20 protein-coding genes and 1 riboswitch are annotated in these 17,576 nt (G+C 40.9%); of the genes, 13 read left to right on the plus strand and 7 right to left on the minus strand.

Features of this window, described 5'->3' with window-relative positions; translation table 11 throughout:
* Nucleotides 1-16 precede the first annotated feature (16 nt).
* Nucleotides 17-313: a hypothetical protein gene (locus tag LM917_RS12055; RefSeq protein ID WP_232697761.1), complete on the plus strand. Its 297-nt coding sequence runs from the start codon at nt 17-19 to the stop codon at nt 311-313.
* 30 nt (nt 314-343) lie between these two features.
* Here LM917_RS12055 and LM917_RS12060 read toward each other — a convergent pair whose 3' ends face one another.
* Both LM917_RS12060 and LM917_RS12065 read right to left on the minus strand, forming a co-directional pair.
* Nucleotides 344-1,246 (minus strand): DMT family transporter, encoded by a 903-nt coding sequence (locus LM917_RS12060; RefSeq protein ID WP_232697762.1) that lies wholly within the window; start codon nt 1,244-1,246, stop codon nt 344-346.
* Between the two features lie 206 nt (nt 1,247-1,452).
* Entirely contained in the window at nt 1,453-3,084 is a 1,632-nt protein-coding gene (locus tag LM917_RS12065; RefSeq protein WP_232697763.1) for a formate--tetrahydrofolate ligase, read from the minus strand.
* Between the two features lie 373 nt (nt 3,085-3,457).
* On the opposite strand from LM917_RS12065, the gene LM917_RS12070 reads away from it, so the two are divergent.
* Nucleotides 3,458-3,814: a GIY-YIG nuclease family protein gene (locus LM917_RS12070; protein WP_232697764.1), complete on the plus strand. Its 357-nt coding sequence runs from the start codon at nt 3,458-3,460 to the stop codon at nt 3,812-3,814.
* 83 nt (nt 3,815-3,897) lie between these two features.
* On the opposite strand, the gene LM917_RS12075 is transcribed toward LM917_RS12070, so the two are convergent.
* Nucleotides 3,898-4,224, minus strand: coding sequence for a YnfA family protein (locus LM917_RS12075; protein WP_232697765.1), 327 nt, complete (start codon nt 4,222-4,224; stop codon nt 3,898-3,900).
* A 199-nt stretch (nt 4,225-4,423) separates the two neighbouring features.
* On the opposite strand from LM917_RS12075, the gene LM917_RS12080 reads away from it, so the two are divergent.
* Both LM917_RS12080 and LM917_RS12085 read left to right on the plus strand, forming a co-directional pair.
* A complete protein-coding gene (locus tag LM917_RS12080) occupies nt 4,424-5,107 on the plus strand; it encodes a futalosine hydrolase (RefSeq protein ID WP_232697827.1) in 684 nt (227 codons plus the stop codon).
* Entirely contained in the window at nt 5,107-5,952 is an 846-nt protein-coding gene (locus tag LM917_RS12085; RefSeq protein WP_232697766.1) for a 1,4-dihydroxy-6-naphtoate synthase, read from the plus strand. Before LM917_RS12080 ends, LM917_RS12085 begins: the two co-directional genes overlap by 1 nt.
* A 109-nt stretch (nt 5,953-6,061) precedes the next feature.
* On the opposite strand, the gene LM917_RS12090 is transcribed toward LM917_RS12085, so the two are convergent.
* A complete protein-coding gene (locus LM917_RS12090) occupies nt 6,062-7,105 on the minus strand; it encodes an RluA family pseudouridine synthase (RefSeq protein ID WP_373688785.1) in 1,044 nt (347 codons plus the stop codon).
* A gap of 173 nt (nt 7,106-7,278) precedes the next feature.
* Between LM917_RS12090 and LM917_RS12095 the strand changes: the two genes are divergently transcribed.
* From LM917_RS12095 to LM917_RS12105, 3 genes are all read left to right on the plus strand, one after another.
* Entirely contained in the window at nt 7,279-7,620 is a 342-nt protein-coding gene (locus LM917_RS12095; RefSeq protein WP_309241948.1) for a hypothetical protein, read from the plus strand.
* 295 nt (nt 7,621-7,915) lie between these two features.
* A complete protein-coding gene (yhfH, locus tag LM917_RS12100) occupies nt 7,916-8,059 on the plus strand; it encodes a protein YhfH (protein ID WP_232697768.1) in 144 nt (47 codons plus the stop codon).
* 752 nt (nt 8,060-8,811) lie between these two features.
* Nucleotides 8,812-9,360, plus strand: coding sequence for a hypothetical protein (locus LM917_RS12105; RefSeq protein ID WP_232697769.1), 549 nt, complete (start codon nt 8,812-8,814; stop codon nt 9,358-9,360).
* Between the two features lie 184 nt (nt 9,361-9,544).
* On the opposite strand, the gene LM917_RS12110 is transcribed toward LM917_RS12105, so the two are convergent.
* The 3 genes from LM917_RS12110 to LM917_RS12120 all read right to left on the minus strand — a co-directional run bounded on the left by LM917_RS12110 (nt 9,545) and on the right by LM917_RS12120 (nt 12,312).
* Complete coding sequence (locus LM917_RS12110) at nt 9,545-10,927, minus strand: sensor histidine kinase (RefSeq protein ID WP_232697770.1); 1,383 nt, start codon at nt 10,925-10,927, stop codon at nt 9,545-9,547.
* A gap of 3 nt (nt 10,928-10,930) precedes the next feature.
* Complete coding sequence (locus LM917_RS12115) at nt 10,931-11,656, minus strand: response regulator transcription factor (protein WP_232697771.1); 726 nt, start codon at nt 11,654-11,656, stop codon at nt 10,931-10,933.
* 206 nt (nt 11,657-11,862) lie between these two features.
* A complete protein-coding gene (locus LM917_RS12120) occupies nt 11,863-12,312 on the minus strand; it encodes a C40 family peptidase (protein ID WP_232697772.1) in 450 nt (149 codons plus the stop codon).
* A gap of 5 nt (nt 12,313-12,317) precedes the next feature.
* A riboswitch (cyclic di-AMP (ydaO/yuaA leader) is annotated at nt 12,318-12,453 on the minus strand.
* 272 nt (nt 12,454-12,725) lie between these two features.
* On the opposite strand from LM917_RS12120, the gene LM917_RS12125 reads away from it, so the two are divergent.
* The 6 genes from LM917_RS12125 (at nt 12,726) to LM917_RS12150 (ending at nt 17,450) form a co-directional block, all read left to right on the plus strand.
* Nucleotides 12,726-13,142 carry an NfeD family protein gene (locus tag LM917_RS12125; protein ID WP_232697773.1) on the plus strand — a complete coding sequence of 139 codons (417 nt, stop codon included), beginning with the start codon at nt 12,726-12,728 and terminating at the stop codon, nt 13,140-13,142.
* A gap of 125 nt (nt 13,143-13,267) precedes the next feature.
* Complete coding sequence (locus tag LM917_RS12130; RefSeq protein ID WP_232697774.1) at nt 13,268-13,975, plus strand: PspA/IM30 family protein; 708 nt, start codon at nt 13,268-13,270, stop codon at nt 13,973-13,975.
* Nucleotides 13,976-14,037: 62 nt separating this feature from the next.
* Entirely contained in the window at nt 14,038-14,589 is a 552-nt protein-coding gene (locus tag LM917_RS12135) for a class I SAM-dependent methyltransferase (protein ID WP_232697775.1), read from the plus strand.
* 33 nt (nt 14,590-14,622) lie between these two features.
* Nucleotides 14,623-15,654: a cell wall-active antibiotics response protein LiaF gene (liaF, locus tag LM917_RS12140; RefSeq protein ID WP_232697776.1), complete on the plus strand. Its 1,032-nt coding sequence runs from the start codon at nt 14,623-14,625 to the stop codon at nt 15,652-15,654.
* Between the two features lie 22 nt (nt 15,655-15,676).
* Nucleotides 15,677-16,828, plus strand: a complete 1,152-nt coding sequence (locus LM917_RS12145) for a HAMP domain-containing sensor histidine kinase (protein WP_232697777.1) — start codon at nt 15,677-15,679, stop codon at nt 16,826-16,828.
* Nucleotides 16,803-17,450, plus strand: coding sequence for a response regulator (locus tag LM917_RS12150; protein WP_232697778.1), 648 nt, complete (start codon nt 16,803-16,805; stop codon nt 17,448-17,450). Before LM917_RS12145 ends, LM917_RS12150 begins: the two co-directional genes overlap by 26 nt.
* Nucleotides 17,451-17,576: the final 126 nt, after the last annotated feature.

The raw sequence follows: 17,576 nt of genomic DNA on the forward strand, positions 1-17,576 counted from the left end.
GGTGGGGAGGTAAGTGATGAAAAATGGTAAAAAACTGGGGCGAATCATTCCTGTCACTGTCAAGGCAACGGTTCTTCTGGTCCGGCTAACAACCATTTATGGAAGTGTGAGATTTCAAAAAAGTAGAGGGGTAAAAGCATTTGAAAGAACCCTGTCTCGTGAAGGAATTCCAGTAGAATTAATCCACAGTTGGTCTAAGACATATCAGGAGATGGTCCCACTTTCATTATCTGGTTGGAAAAAGAGTGAAACCAAACCAACGAAAGAAACAGATGAAATAAAAACAGGAAGAGGCCCAATACCCTCTTCCTGAGCAATATTCACATCGTTTTACGCATCCATGTCAAACATCTTCTGTGACTCCCTTTGTTACAGGACGCTCTTTCCACTTTGCAAACAAATAGCAACCTACAATTACGATTATACTACCCAATAGTTGTACCCAGGTAAGCTGTTCACCCAGCATGAAAAAGGCGAGAATCGCTGTAAAAACGGGATTAAAATTAAGGAACATTCCTGATGTAGTACCGCCCACATGTTTGACTCCCATATTCCATGTCACCATACTAATTACCGTGGCAAAAATGCTAATGTACAAAATTCCCCAGACAAAAGTTGCATCAATTGCTGTAATCGTAAAAGATTGCAGGCTAAAAGGAAGCAGCATCATAACACCAAATATACCTGCGTACAGCGTAGACATCATTGGAGAAACATCTCGCATTGCCCATTTACTACTCACAGAATAAAGTCCCCAAGTAGCAACGGCACATAGCATGAACAAGTCCCCAGAATTAAAGGTTAGTGAGAATAGCAAACGTAAATCGCCCTTTGATAAGACGATCAAGACTCCTGCCAAAGATATAACCATTGCTAGCATCTGCAAAGGGCGAATTTTTTCCCGCAAGATCAGGAACGAGAAGATAGCAATAGAAAGTGGATTCAATGTGGATAACAACCCTACATTAGTGGCTGCTGTTCTCTCCAATGCCCAAAATAAAAAAAGATTGAATCCGACAACACCAGTTGCACCCATTAGGATAAGAGGAATAATGGCACGACGCGGTGGCAACAAGCGTTTTTCAGTAGCATATACAATTGGGAGTAGAATAATGACAGCAATGATGTATCGTAAATTGGTTAAGGTCATGGATGATGCATAATCAACCATGAGCTTGCTTACTACAAAATTGCCACTCCATAGAATGCTAGTAAGTAGTAAGAGAGCGACATAAAATGGTTTCATACGTGAATACTCCTTCGTAGCGAGATCTGGTAGCAAAGATGGTATTATACTAACACAGTAGCTACGTAACAGTTTATATTATTTATTTTAGTGAAACACTTTCATAATTTGTCAATCTTTTCTCCCAATACATTCCATAGTTAATAAAAACCTCCCCTGCAACATTGGAAGGGGAGGTTACATCTTATTTACCAAGTATTTTCTACTTACATCAAGCCTTGTATGTGATAGTTCTCATCCAGGTGCATTTTTTCTGCTGCTGGTACTTTTGGTAAGCCCGGCATTGTTAATACGTTGCCTGTTATTACAACGATAAAACCAGCACCTGCCAAAAGACGGAGATCACTAATGGTAATAACGAAATTAGAAGGAGCTCCTAATAAAGTTGGTTGATCAGAGAATGAGTAAGGAGTCTTCGCCATACAAACTGGCAAATGTGAGAAGCCCTGTTCCTCAATCATATGTAGAGATTTAATTGCTGTAGGAGAAAGAGAGATGTCTCTTCCATGATAAATTTCTTTTACGATGGTGCTTACCTTTTGTAAAATAGGTTGCTCAAGATCGTATAATGGTTTGTAGTTGGATGGGTTATCTTCCAACAGAGTTAATAAGCTTTCTGCTAGCTTCTTCCCACCAGCACCACCTTGTTCCCATACATCAGAAATTTCAGCAGTCACTCCGATTTCTCGGCAAAGCTCTTGAACCAACTGTACCTCTTCACTCCAATCCTGTGCAAAATGGTTGATAGCCACTACTACAGGAACGCCGAACTTTTTCAGGTTTTCGATATGTCGTTTTACATTGGCAAAACCGATTTTTATTGCACTAATATCTAGCTTAGCCAGATCGTCTCGCTTAACACCAGCATTATACTTAAGTGCTTTCACTGTCACAACAAGAACTGCTGCATCTGGAGCAAGTCCAGCTTGACGGCACTTTATATCAAAGAATTTCTCAGCTCCCAGATCTGCCCCAAATCCAGCTTCAGTTACTACATAATCTGCCAGTTTTAGAGCCATCTTGGTACCAAGTACACTACTGCACCCATGTGCAATATTAGCAAAAGGACCACCGTGAACGATAACAGGCGTTCCTTCGATCGTTTGGACAAGATTAGGCTTTAATGCTTCTTTAAGAAGTACGGTCATCGCGTCAACCGCATTTATATCTCTAGCTGTGACAGGGTGTCCATCCATGTTATATCCGATAATGATACGTCCTAGACGATCATGTAAATCTTCTGGATTTTCACTCAGGCATAGGATCGCCATAATTTCGGAAGCTGTAGTAATCATGAAACCATCTTCTCTTACTGCGCCATTACCTTCGCCCATCCCAACAACGATTTGCCGCAATGCACGATCATTCATATCCAAGGCACGCTTCCAAACGATTTTTTTCGGATTAAGTTGTAGCGTATTTCCATGGAAGATGTGGTTATCAATCATGGCAGCCAGCAGGTTATGTGCAGCTGTAATCGCATGAATATCACCGGTAAAATGAAGGTTGATTTCATCGGCAGGCAGGATTTGTGCCTGTCCACTTCCAGTTGCTCCGCCCTTCATTCCCATGCATGGTCCGAGTGAGGGTTCACGTAGAGCTGCAATCGTTTTTCTTCCAACATGGTTAAGAGCTTGAGAAAGACCAATCGAGGTTAATGTTTTTCCCTCACCTGAAGGCGTAGGATTCATAGCGGTTACCAAAATCAGTTTACCATCGGGGTTGTCTTGCACTCTTTTCCATAAATCCATCGACAGTTTAGCTTTATACTTCCCATACAGTTCCAAGTCATCTGCATCAATGTTTACTTGTTGAGCAACTTCCACAATTGGTCTCATTAGCTACCTCCGTTTGCTGCAATTTCAGATACAACTCTTCTACTTTCATTATAGAGTCTTTATAGCAGAAGAGAAGGGTAGGATGTACATTTTTAGAAAAAAGTCTTTATCAGACGGACACGCGATATCGATTAGGATATGAATAGCAAGGAGGTGGAAGCAATTATCAAATACTAAAAAAACACGGGTAGGTTAAGGACGATAACAGGTGAACAGATAATTTACTGCTCTCAAAATAGGTAAAGGAAAAAAGAAGTATTTCGTTCTGGGGAAAAACGACTAGACAATCTTATGTTTTGTTTATTATAATACAGACAATGATTATAATTGTTTTGATTAAGCGTGTAAAATGTAACGGAAGGATATGATTAATATGACAAACAACAGAAAAGAACGAATTCTTCAGTATAAAGAAGAAAAGATCTACGCAGGAGTTTATCAAATCAAGAATACTCGCAATGAAAAGATATACATTGGAAGTACTCCAAATGTGAAAACATTAAATGGGCAACTATTTAGTTTGAAGCATGGATCGCATGTTAACAGAGATTTACAAGAAGAGTGGAATCAGTATGGAGAAGATGTCTTCGTGATAGAAGTACTGGAACAGATGGAGAAAAATGCAGACAATCAAGGGCAGATTAAAAAGAAGCTAGAGAATCTTGAGAAGAAATGGATTGAAAATACCAAGCCGCATAGTACGCATGTTCTTAACAAAATTTTTGATTAAATGAGTATGATTCGTAATCATATAGGCAGGTAAAGGGGGCAGAGTGTTGCGAAATGCCCCCTTTTAGCATGCCAACAGATCTTTTAATTACGAGGAGCCCACAATATAACGGATACTCCCACAATACATATCGCAGCTCCTAGCCAGTCATACATATCAGGTGTTTTCTTATCAACTAGCCACCCCCATAATACAGCTAGTACAATAAAAACCCCACCATAAGCAGCGTATACCCTGCCGAAAGAAGGAAATTGTTGAAAGGTTGGAATAACACCATATCCAATTAATATGATGCTACCTGCTATACCATATAGCAGCGGCTTGGATTCCCTCAGCCACAACCAAACCAAATACCCACCGCCAATCTCTGCAAGACCAGCCAGTATAAATAAAAGAATTGACAAGACCACTTTTTTCACATCCAAATCAATACATGGTTGTATTCATTGTACCTGTGATTGTTCCAAAAAGAAAAATGTATAAGTAAGAAATGTAATTATTTTTGACAGAAAAGAGAGTTCAAGATAACTTTAAAGCATAGAATGGTCCGAAGATGAATCGATGACTCACTAAAGTAAGGAGAACAGATAAATGGTTGCAGAGCATGGAATGGATACATCGGCTTTCACTCAAGTGGAAAGGCAAATGCTACCTGGTCGTGTGCTGATCGTTACCTCTGTAGCGGGAGAAAGAGATGCAGTCATGCGTGGACTGCAAAATTCTGATCGTTTCGACTGTATAATAGGGGGAGTAGGTCCAATGGCTGCCGCAGCTAGTACGGCAAGAGCCTTGGCACTATCTACCTATGATCTAGTTATCTGCGCAGGAATTGCCGGTGGTTTCATTGGCAGAGTGGAGGTAGGTTCGTTAGTTGTAGCAAAAGAGCTGATTGCCGCCGATTTAGGAGCGGAGACAGAAGACGGATTTCTAAGTGTGGACGAGCTTGGGTTTGGATCTGCACGCATCCTTGCAGATTCAGATCGTGCTTCACTTGTATTACAACTGTTACAAGAAGCCAAGTTGCCTGTTACATCAGGAACGATTCTTACTTTATCAACAGTTACAGGAAGCGAGAAAACAGCAGATGAATTAGCTAATCGTTATCCGAAAGCAGTTGCTGAAGCAATGGAGGGATTTGGTGTTGCTACTGCTGCCAGAGATTTTGGTGTACCTGTACTCGAGATTCGTTCGATTTCCAATTCAATCGGTCCTCGTGATCGAGAAGCCTGGCGAATAAAAGAGGCAATGACTGCGTTAGAAACAGCAGGTTCAGTACTTCGGGAGGTTTTATAATGAAAATTGCATTCTCTCCTTGTCCTAATGACACATTTATTTTCCACGCATGGTCGCATGGATTAATTCCGGGAGCGCCTCAATTAGATGTGATGTATGCAGATATCGATATCACCAATACGTTAGCAGCGGAGTCTACCGAATTAGATATAGTAAAAATATCGTACGCAGCCTTACCTTGGGTTTTGTCAGAGTATGCCTTATTACCATGCGGAGGAGCGCTTGGGAGAGGGTGTGGTCCGCTCGTTCTCACCAATGCACAGGGTGAGAAAGCAGATGATCCTGCTCAGCTTAGCGGACGAAAAGTAGCCGTTCCTAGTGAGCGTTCTACAGCCTACCTACTATTTAGACTATGGGCAGCACAGAACGTTCCAGGCGGTGTAGGTGAAATAGTTGTTATGCCTTTCCACGAAATTATGCCTGCCGTACGTGATGGCAAAATTGATGCGGGACTAGTCATTCACGAAGCCCGCTTTACCTATCAGGAATATGGTTTAACGCTTCTAGGAGATATGGGAAGCTGGTGGGAGAGTGAGACAGGTCTACCCATCCCGTTAGGTGCCATTATTGCCCGACGCTCATCGGTATTAGATCATGAAGCAATCGCAGGCTGGATACGTGCGTCTCTGGCATATGCTTGGGAGCATCCAGAGGCATCGCAAAGCTATGTCCTGGAACATGCGCAGGAGATGAACCCTGAAGTAGCCAAAGCGCATATTAGCTTGTATGTGAATCAGTTTAGTGACAATTTAGGAGAAGATGGTTATGCAGCTATCACGACTTTACTGGGCAGAGCGATGGAAGAAGGGCTTGTGCCAAAGTTTGATCTTGAATTGTTAAAGTAATTTGATATGAAAAAAACAAAAAAGGCTATCAGCAAAATTGTTTGCTGGAAGCCTTTTTGCGTTAACGTAAAAAGTAATTTGCTCCTGGTAAAGAAGCAAATGATACAAATCAAGAAGGGAAAGACTCACTTTGAAATGGTCGTAAAAAAGTCTTTGGAATCTCTGTTTCAAAACGCATCGCTTTCCCAGTTGTAGGATGCACAAAAGATAAGACACGTGCATGAAGCCCAAGTCGACCGATTGCTTTTGATTTCGCTCCGTACTTCTTATCGCCAACAATAGGGTGTCCAATATCTTGCATATGCACACGAATCTGGTTTTTTCGCCCTGTGTCCAAATGTACTTCCAATAATGAAAAATTACGATTGGACTCAAGCACTTTGTAATGAGTAATGGCATGTTGCCCATCGTTAGGGCGCTGACTTGAATACATTAGTAACGTTTTGCTTTCCTTTAACCAGGAAGAGATCGTACCTTCCGGCTTCTTCACTTCACCTTCAACTAACGCTACATATAGACGCTCTTGAACGCTTTCTTTCCATGCATTTTGTAACGCTTGCTGGATCTTTTCACTTTTGGCAAACATCATGACACCTGAGGTATCTCGGTCAAGGCGATGAACGACAAAAATCCGGTTTTGTGGATTTTCATTTCGAACATGAGCCATAAGCTGGCGATATGCAGTCATTTCGTCTTCCTTCGGCGATGCAACTGACAAAAGTCCGGCATCCTTTTTGATCACAATGATATCTTCATCTTCGTGAATAATTTTTAGTCCTACCAATGGTGCAGAATCTGCTTGTTTCTCTTTTTGGATGGTTACAATTTGGCCTGGATGTAGCTGATAGTTATGTGCGGTAACAATTTTACCGTTCACGGATACCTCTTTACGAGTTAACAACGATTTAATTGAATTCCGGCTCAGCTTTTTTTCATGTGCTAATAGAAAAGGAAGCAATTCAGCAGGTTCTTTCACGGTGAATTGTTTGTTAGTGGAGGGCTTGTCAGCAGCTTCATGAGCTTTTTTGCTGTTTGGTCTATTTGTTGATTTATTAGATTGTCTGTTGTTGGCTTTGGCAGGAGGGCGTTTACTTGTTGTATACTCCATGCTGTCTGGTTGGTTTTTTGGTCGGTTATTCATTCTTTTATTCATGTTTACGTGTCTCCTCAGCAAAAATGCGTATGAACCTATTATAGGTGATTGCAATAAAAAATAAAGCGAGCCTACCAAAAACAGAGGAGGTGAGCATGAGGAAGAAGGCTTTCCTTGGTTTCCTCCTTTTTGATATAATGATGTGTAAGCCAAAAAAGGGAGTGTTACAGAAGATGGATCAATTGTTTGACCAATTGAAAGGGTATCTGAACATGGATACAGAATTGCCCTTCATTGATTTCGACAAATATTACAAAGAAGTGATTGCCTTCTTAGATTCTGAGTGGACAAATTTGTCCGAAGAAGATACGATGCGCATGATCTTCATCCTGGATAACCTGAAAGCAAACAGCGAAGAGCGTTCCAAGTACAAAGGAAAAGAAGCAAAGAAATTCGCTAAGATTGCTGAGCGTACAAACATCTGGGCACAAGCAATGATTAAGCGCATGAAAGAATTTGGCGTTAATGATGAAGAAATCGGTAAGCGCTACGAAGCGATTTACGAATCTGTATAAGAACGAATGGTGTATGACAATAGGTAAGCCTCGTCCTCTGTAGTGGAGGATTGAGGCTTTTTCTATTTTGTTAGAAAGACTGTAATAAGGCATGTAAATGGAGCTGGATAATTTTTCTTGTATTATAACAGCCTATTAAAAACAAATTAGTATTAATACAGAGAAAAACGGAGCATTATTGAGATATCTGCATCAAATGAATCCTTATTGACTATAAATGTGTTATAACAAGATTTGAATAAAATTGCTGTTGTAGTACAATGAAAACAACAAAATACACTGGGAGGCGTCTCAAATGGAAAAAATCTCATTTTTCTTCGCAAATTTAGGACCGAAATATTGCTCTTGCTGTGGAAAACCAATGGCTGAACAGGCTGAATCTTACATGCCTGAGTGCTTTGAATGCTCCGAAGGAAAATTCGCCAAACTGGATGTATAAGAATCGTTGAAAATACAAAAGAGATTCGCACGCGTTATCTCATAATGCCCCTATCATTTACAAGTAAAGTCATTTCTGCATGGAAAAGCAGAGTGGCTTTTTTTGCTGTATTAGATAGTTTGGTCATTCTCCATAATCTCTACTGTAGTGGGGAGGCAGAAGAAGCACATTTTTTGACTGCGAACTCGTTAAGGTCCAGCAAGGGAGCGAGGGCTGTCCGCTACTGGGTAAAGAGTGCGGAAAGTGCAAAAGGGCGAGAATGCTACGGAGTATCTCACAGGTTGCACTTTTTAATCCGCACTCTTTGCCCAGTAGCTAAGTAGGACCTTAAATAGTCCTGGACAAAAAATGTGCTTCTTCTGCAAACGGCTGCACTGGAAAGAAAAACTCAAACAAAAACCAACCGCACGAAAAACCAGCTTCTCTTTTCACCCCTCGCTAGGGGTCTCCGCCCCGCACGGGGTTAGACTGTCCGCCCCGCACTATTCATCGGGACAAAGAAGCGAAACCCAGCAAGTCTTACAGTGAATACATCGTTTAGAGCTTCCCCGATGAATAGTGCGGGGCGGACAGTCTAACCCCTTGCGGGGCGGAGACCCCTAGCGAGGGGTGAAAAGAGAAGCTGGTTTTCTCCACTACAGCAGGAAAAATTCGATCCTCTAAAATTCTGGAAGACTACAATATAAGTTTTTTTTATTTAAGAAAAAGGGTATCGTAAAAGTAGCAATGAGAGTGGAATGAGGAGGAAGAAGATGTTTCACCCTGTTATGTATGACAATATAAAGGTGGTTTTGGAAGGAACGGTCTATGATCATGACCTGGATGGAGACATCGTCGTTCTTGATCGTTTGGATGCAGTTGATTTGGCCAGATATAATCGTTTTTTTCACATTCGCTTTACTTTGCCTTCCCGAAACAGTGAAGAGCGGATGCTTGAAGCAGAAATACGTCTAACAACGGAGCTGGCAGATATTGCGAGTGAACAGCTGGGGACTTCTTTAGTGGGTGAGATGGGTTGTTACCTTCAACTATTTTTTCATTTGCCTACCTATGATGTTTCGTTAGATACAGCCGAGTTGTTTCAATGTCTTCAAACAGTGTGGGGAGATCGCCCTCATATCAAACAGAAGGTTAGCTATGTGCTGGATGAACATCATATTGAACAAGAAAAGGATAGGCGATACCAGCTTGAGACCCAGCTGGATTTTCAAAGGAAGATCAGTGAAGAAAATATCATGGATCTCGATTCAGTAGTAGAACACTGCATACGAACCTTACAAACATGGCATAGGGCCATGTAACGTAAGTGAGTCATCGATATACATAAAAGCAGCCGCCCGGTAGTTCCGAGGCGGCTGCTTTGTTAACAGATAAGAATTCATAAAAATTCTTATCTGCATAAGTGCAACTAAGGCTTTACCTGAGCCAGAGGCTTGGCAAAGCTAAGTTTTCTAATATTTTTAGGGACTTTCATAAGCTATTTGGCTATTTGTGCTTAGTAGAACTTGTCGAGATAGAGTTTTTCGGCTGAATGAGGGGAAGAAAGACTGTAAAAGCACTACCCACCCCAAGTTGACTGGTTACTTTAATGTGACCGCTGTGTAATTCTATAAGACGCTGACAAATGGAGAGGCCGAGTCCAGTTCCACCACTGTTACGGTTACGTGATTTTTCTGTCCGATAAAATTTGGTGAAAATCTTCGGCAAGTCTTCCTCTGCAATTCCTTCTCCTTTATCTATGACAGAAAAAATGACTTCGTTATTCCCAATATCACAAGTAAACAGAATGTTACCGTCAGGTTTGTTGTAATGAATAGCATTGTTTAGCAGGTTTTCTAATACTCTACGCAATTTTTGCTCATCTGCTTCCATATGCATTCTCTCTGAAACCCGGATTTTGCTCAAGAACTGAATGGAATTCTCATCCAGTCTCGTTGCATACTCTTCTGCGATACGAGAAGCGAATTCACGAATGTTCAATCTGCTTATATTTATAGGGAAATGACCTACTAACTGATTATGGTCCTGTAATTCGTCTAACAGGAATTCCAGATCTGCGGCACGCTGTTCAATTTTAGTCATCTGTTTTTGAATACGTGCTGGATCGATGACTCTGCCAGATGCGATATAGGAAGCATAGCCTTTAATTGTAGTAAGCGGTGTACGGAAATCATGGGCAATTGCAGCCATTAATTCTTGTTGGCGTTCTTCAACTAGACTGATTTCTTCTACCATCTCATCATACTGGTGGAACAACTGCCCGAATTCATCATTAGAGTGATAGGTAAAAGTAACATCACGCCTACCGTATTTTATTTCCTGAGTTACACGAGAGAGCTCGTTAACAGGGCGCAGTATCCAGCGAATGACGATAAAGAACAGGATGATCCCGATAAAGATCATGCTGATGTAGAGGTAGAGAATGAGCATTTCAATCCCTTTGAAGGAAAGAATATCATAGTCATCTGTATAGAATCGTACAACGGTTCTTCCACTTGACTGATTCCCACGTTCAAATACATATTCAGCAACAATTTTTTTCGGACCTTTACCTTTTGCATCAAAGGTCTTTGATGACTTGCTCGTAATGGTATGGCCTGTACCATCTTTGATTTCAATGGTGTACATCAAGTCTTCTGGTAGTTGCTTGGTTAATTCCTTAACTTCTTCAGGGAATTTTTGTAGATTAGAGCTAATATTTTCGTTAAAACTAATCAGTTCAGCTACTTCTTTTTCCAACAGATATTGCTGATGAAGATCTGTTTTTAGCTGATCGACAATTATATTCTGGAAAAAGTACCGATAAACAAGAAGATGAATCACAATTACAACCAAAAAAGCAAGCAAGATCTTTGTGCTGATTTTCACGGATTAGATTCGCTCCCCGATGAAAACATAGCCAGTACCCCACTGCGTTTTAATAAAGGTACGCTCAGTTTCCAACTTTTCACGAAGATTTTTAATGTGAACCGTTACGGTGTTCAATGAGCCATATCCATATCCCCAGACGCGGTCATAAATCTGTTCGCGAGTAAACACAATACCAGGATTCTCTGCAAGGAATGTTAATAGCTGAAATTCCTTAGTGGATAAATCAATCTTCTGTTCCCCGACGTAAACGGTGTACGTTTCCTTATGAATCTCTAACCCTTTAAATCGAAGAATAGTTAGTGAATTTCCGTTAACCTCTTTCTCCGTTTGTTCAACATGAGAAGAGAGTTTACGAATACGTTCATAACGGCGTAGGTGCGCACGAATACGCGCTAACAATTCTTCGGTATCAAAAGGCTTAGTTATATAATCGTCAGCTCCAATTTCCAAACCGACTACCTTGTCAACGGGTTTACCTTTTGCGCTAAGAAAAATAATAGGCATTTCTCGCTCGCGGCGGATTTGAGCACAGAGCTCATAACCACTCATTTCTGGCATCATAATATCGAGCAAGATTAAATTAGGAGAAAGCCCTTGTTCTAGCTTAGCCAATGCTTCCTCGCCACTGTTTGCAAACGATACTTCAAAATCTTCATTTTCGAGAATATCTTGGAGTAATTCGACAATCTCCTGGTTGTCGTCAACTACAAATATATGATCTTTCAAAGGAGACCCCCCAATATGATCTATTACAATACCTCCATCATAACACGTAAATACAAGCTTATGTGATCAAAAATATGTAGAATATTGTCACCTAATATTGTGATCAGGTACTAATATAAGTCAGAAAAAGCCAGAGGCATTAGCCTCTGACTCTCATATTACTTTGTTACTTTTAGCTTTTCCATACAGGTTGATTTAGCTAAGTATTATTCGGTTAAAGACGGAATAGAAACGCGTTTCGCGCCCACGTATTTTTTACTCCAGTAGTAAGGATCGTTTAAGCTTGATTTTACTACTCCCTTTCCTGATTCAGAATGAGCAAACATATTGTCGCCGATGTAGATACCTACATGAGAGATGCTTCGACCATTGGTATTAAAGAATACCAAATCCCCCGGTTGAAGATCGTCACGGTCAACAGATGTGCCTACCTCGTGCTGAGAAGCAGAAGAGCGTGGCAAGTCTACGCCAAGAGAATCAAATACGTAACTGGTAAATCCTGAACAGTCAAACCCTTTTGTGGTTTGTCCTGACGCCTTGTAAGGCACTCCGTACAGTGGATTGATAGCATCGGTCAATGAGCTTGCTGCAAAAGCAGCTCCCCCACCCATGACCAGTAATCCAGTAACCAGTATGGAACAAAAAAACTTACGCAACGAAAAAGCCCCTTCCTTTGAGCCTCCGAGGTTAGCTGATGGGTTCGGTCGAAGGTTCCCTAAGCTGTTAGAAGAACAGCTATTCACCCCAAAAGTATGGTTCCCCCGTTTCCATTTTCAGGAATTCGGCTATCTTCTTTTTTTTTACAAGACAATAAATTCTCTTTTTCTCCTAAATCCCCTCTTTTTTTTATAATTGTTCACAATTCAGACACAATTAGTGGTAATCTTTTTGTAACCACGACGTCATATTTTTATTTTGATATCTTCGTGCATTTTTTTAACTATAGAGGTGGAGATACCCTCCGTCTCAAGTCTGAGATGAAAACCATCCGTCCGTCCGTTATGAGATTTTGGGCTGTCGTCTACAATAAAGACATAAAGCAATGACATAGCAAAGGAGGGACAAGTGATTGCAGGAGAAACAAGGAAAAACACTACTTGGAGCTCTGATTGTGATAGTGGGGATCCTGGTTCTCTTTTTTACAATAGGAATTTCATTCGGTTGGATTATACCTATTCTGTTAGGGGCTTTTCTCATGATCTATGGATATAGAAAAATTATGGGAAGGGGCCTGTCTGGTAGCAAGGGACTAGGGGTTATCATGTTCCTGCTTGGGTTTATCATCCTGATGAATCGACTATGGTTGCCATTCGACATTATTTTGGCAATCGTCGTGATTTACCTGGGATTAAAGATGATACCTTCCAGAAAGGAAACAGCCCATTTTGATTCTTCTCCTTCTATGATGGAAAGAGATTGGGCAAAGCGTGTCCTGTATGAGGACAAGATGGATCGCTTTGAACGCGAATGGAAAAACCGTAAATAAGAGAAGAACAGATGAACCGTCACTAGCAAGAGCCAATACACCGTCACTAGCTACAGGAAACTTTAACAAATTTATTGGATACGATTACCTTAAAAAATGATAAACTCGTAGGGAGGAACTCAAGAATGAGTATTTTTAAAAGATTGCGTGATGTAACAGTTGCTTCAGTAAACAATGTGATTGATTCCATGGAAGATCCGGTAACAATGCTGAATCAATATATACGTGACATGGAAGCTGAAATTGGACGTGTTGAGATAGCGGTAGCACGCCAAGTTGCACAGGAGAAAAAATTCCGTCAACAATATGAAGAAGCAAAAGAACTTATGGAAAAACGCGATCGTCAAGTTATGTTAGCTCTATCTGAAGGGCAAGACGAATTGGCGCGACGTGCACTGTTAGATAAAAAAATGTATGAAGCTCGTACACAGGAATTGGAAGCTTTACTTACAACTTCAAGTCATGCAGCGCAACAAATGCGTGAAAAATTGGCTGAACTAAAAGAAGAGTTTTATAAAATGCGTGCAAAAAAATATACATTGATGTCCCGTGCACAGGTTGCACGCACACAAAAACAAGTAAACACATACGTAACAGGAATGGGTGCAGGTACAGAAAGTGCCGCAAAAGGATTCCACCGTATGGAAGAGAAAGTAATGCAAATGGAAGCAGAAGCTTCATTGAGCGGTCTATATCAGGATGCGAACTATGATCGTGCTCTTAATGAGCTGGATAAAAAAGACTCATTAGATCAGGAGTTGGCAAGATTAAAGCAAAAACTGGCAGGAAAATCTGATGAGAAAAGGGAAGAATTACAACTGGATAATAAATAGTAAGTAACTGTTGTAGCAGCCCCTCTTTGGGGCTGCTTTTCCCCTAGGGAGGATAATAGTAGATGTCTGATTTTATTCTGTTTTTGAGACGATTTGTCTCTTCACCTGGTCAAGTAGGAAGTGTAATACCTAGTTCACGTTATTTAAGCAAGTTGATGATGAAACAGGTGAATTGGAATAAAACCAATCGTATTGCTGAACTTGGCCCAGGTACTGGTGTGTTTACAAAAGCAATTCTTTCTCATAAACATCAAGAAGCACAATTCTTAGTTGTGGAGAGAGATGCGCAATTTAGACAGATGCTACAAGAGCGATTCCCTGAACTTACTATCAGGTATGAAGCACAGAAGCTACCACAATACCTTGATGAGCTTTGCATAGATAAATTAGATGCAATTATTTCGGGCTTGCCATTTGCGGTCTTTCCCGATTTACTGCGGAGCCAAATTTTAGATAGTGTGATTGAATCACTTCATGAAAATGGAACTTTTATCACCTTTCAATATTCTCTTCAAATGAAAAGTGAGTTGGAATCACGCTTTTCTGAAGTCGATATTCACTTTACTCCTTTTAATATCCCCCCTGCATTTGTGTATGTGTGCAGAAAGGGATAAATTTGTTTCTTTACAGAGAGGAGCAGAAACCTGTTGAAATTCACACGTGTTGAAACAATGGTAGCCGGTACCATTATCATATTGGTTGGATTAGGCCTCTTCCTAAATAATCTAGGTATTCTTTTTTTTAGTGTCTTTCATTTATGGCCATTATTATTTTTATTTTTAGGTTATCGTTTTTGGTTAAAGGGAAGAAAGATTACCGGTGGAATCCTACTTGCAATTGGGGTTATTAATATTTTTCAAGTGTGGTTTGGTGTCGCCAATTTTCTTGGCGTTATTATTTCACTCTTTGTTATATATTATGGTTTCCGTCTCTTAAGTAAGCATTCTATGGAGTTCAAACGCAAGGACAGGGACTTTATGAATAGATCACCAGAAGAACATGGTTATGATTTTGTACAAGCAGAACCGAAATATGAAAGTGAAGATGTAGACAAGTTATTTGAGGAATGGGAAAAGAAAAAACAGAATGCTTCATCAGAGTATCATCATAATCATCATTATCATGTAGGTTTGTTTCATAAGATAAAAGAAAAACTTGCATACAAGCACCCTGAAACTGGTCGCCCTTTTAAATCGTATACGAATAGAGATAATCAGAGGAACTCCTCTACTCATTATGAAAGTCAGAGCGATAAACATACAAACGATTATTATGGCTCTTCTACGGACTATTCACACACTCATTATTCTTGTCAGTCTCATAGTTCCTTGTTCGGTAGCTATCGATTGACATCAGGTCGTTTTGAGCTTAAAAACATGCGAATCTGGCAAGGGGTGGGTGATGTTGTAATCGACTTGTCACGCGCCATGATTCCGGATGGCGGAGGAACCTTGATTATTGAAGGCTGGGTAGGTGACATTACCGTTTATACTCCGATTGATCTTCCTGTACAGGTAAAAGCAGAAGTATCACTTGGAGATTTATCTGTGCTTGGTCATCACCAGGATGGGGTAACGCGAAAAGTGATGCTGTCTTCTCATGATTATACGGAATCTACCCAAAAGGTTAGAATTATTGTCTCCCTTAAGGTAGGCGCCGTTAATGTGAAGTACATCTAGAAAAAGGGGTGTACTTTTTAGGATGAAAGAGTCTTACTCAACGTTAAAAAGCATACAGTGGCAGGCAGTTCAACAGGCGATGTTCTGGACGAACAGTACTGTAGTTTCGATGTTTGGTATTTATCTTTGGTTACAGTATTCCGTTCCTCGTAATCAAACCATTAATCATTGGTTTTCAACCTATTTGGACATTCACTTTACTGGCGATATCGACTGGAGTCTATTCTTCTTTCAGGTAATTCTTGGTGTGGTAGTAGCTAGTGTTGTGGGTTTAGTCAGTGGGTATGTTGCTGGTAACTTTATTAAGAAGCGAATCTATAATCTGAACGAAGCAGCAATGAACCTGGAACGGGGGTTGCTTTCTTATAGAGCTCCCGATTTGGGTTCTGATGAACTTGGTGAATTAGCCTTTCAATTTAATCGATTGGCTGCCAAATGGGAAGGGCAGGTTGCTTCGTTACAACGCTTGTCTACCCATAATGCAGAATTACACGATCAAGTGAAAATAGCAGCAGTGACAGAAGAGAGGCAGCGACTGGCGAGAGAGCTGCATGATGCTGTTAGCCAGCAACTGTTTGCCATTGCAATGACAACAGCGGCAATTAAAAGGCTGATTGAAAAAAATCCGGATCGTGCTGCCCAACAAATTGAACTCGTAGAGGAAATGGCTGCAGGGGCGCAGGCAGAGATGAGGGCGTTATTATTACATTTACGTCCGGCTACCTTGCAGAATAAATCTCTTGCTGAAGCGGTGGCGGATTTACTTCAAGAACTAAAGATGAAGAATACCATTGCGATTCATTGGGAAATAAACATGCTGACGAATTTACCGAGTGGGATGGAAGATCAGTTGTTCCGGATATTGCAGGAAGCGTTGTCCAATTCTCTGCGTCATTCTCGTGCGAACAGTATTACCGTAAAATTGTTTACGTTACATGGACAGGCTCGTTTGCGGATTGCGGATGATGGTGTCGGCTTCGATCCAGAAGGTGAAAAAATGACTTCATATGGATTGATGACCATGAAGGAACGAGTTAATGATATAGGTGGAACAATGGAAATCTATTCATCACCTGGTAACGGAACTCAGATAGAGATACGCGTCCCACTGCTAATGGACGTACAACCAAAAGGAGCGGATGGCGAGGATGATACGAGTATTGTTGGTGGATGATCATGAAATGGTTCGGATGGGATTAGCCTCTTACTTATCTACAGAAGATGATATTGAGGTCGCGGGCGAAGCCTCAAGCGGTGAAGAAGGCGTGCGCATGGTGACTGAGCTTCAGCCAGATGTAGTACTGATGGATTTGGTTATGGAGGGCATAGGCGGAATTGAGGCGACGCGTCAAGTTCGAGATATAATGCCGCAGACGAAAGTGATTGTTTTAACAAGCTTTATTGACGATGAAAAAGTATATCCAGTCATTGAAGCGGGTGCGTTCAGTTACCTGTTAAAGACCTCTCGAGCATCAGAGATTGTTAAAGCAATTCGAGCAGCAGCAGATGGAGAACCTGTTCTTGAATCACGTGTTGCTAGCAAGATTATGGCGAGGTTTAGAACAGGAGCAGAAACGCCTCTTCATCATCAGTTGACACCGCGTGAATTGGAAGTATTGCTTCTGATTGGTCAAGGGAAATCTAATCAAGAGATTGCCGACGAATTAATTATCGGGATTAAAACGGTGAAAACACACGTAAGTAACGTCCTGTCCAAGCTAAACGTGGAGGACCGAACGCAAGCTGCGATTTATGTGCATAAGCATCAACTGAAAAAAACTGAGCTTCCTGGCTGATCGACTGGGGGGCTCTGTTTTTTTAAATAGATAAGAAGTGAACATGCTACGCAGTATTTCATGGGTTGCACTTTTTTATCCGCACTCTTTACCCAGTAACTAGGTAGGACCTTAAATAGTTCTGGA

Source organism: Brevibacillus daliensis (assembly GCF_021245735.1).
GTDB lineage: Bacteria > Bacillota > Bacilli > Brevibacillales > Brevibacillaceae > Brevibacillus_B > Brevibacillus_B daliensis.